Origin of the sequence: Colwellia marinimaniae, assembly GCF_002207865.1 — a bacterium.
GTDB classification, from domain to species: Bacteria; Pseudomonadota; Gammaproteobacteria; order Enterobacterales; family Alteromonadaceae; genus Colwellia; species Colwellia marinimaniae.
On record NZ_BDQM01000241.1, the window covers coordinates 1 to 275 of the forward strand.

A 275-nucleotide genomic window follows, 5' to 3' on the forward strand; every position below is an offset into this window, starting at 1 on the left:
GCCCGGGACAACGTGTGGTCTTCGACGACGGGTAACCTGATTCGCGCGGGAGGCGGCAGAATGGGCAGCTTCAGCGTCACCGTGACCAGTGTTCCCGTCCCCAGCTGGCTGCTCAGGTCCAGGCTGCCTCCCATCATTTCGCATAAGTTGCGGCTGATTACCAAGCCGAGCCCGGACCCGCTGCGTCCGGACAAAGTGTTGTTGCTCGCTTGAGTAAAAGGGCTGAACAGTTTTTGCTGATCTTGCGCGCTGATGCCAATTCCGCTGTCTTTGAT

General features: G+C 58.9%; 1 protein-coding gene. It reads right to left on the bottom strand.

Annotation, left to right across the window (positions count from 1 at the left end; all coding sequences use genetic code 11):
* Positions 1 to 275 (bottom strand): ATP-binding protein (locus tag MTCD1_RS19100; RefSeq protein WP_235013390.1); only part of this gene is annotated, 275 nt, incomplete at both ends.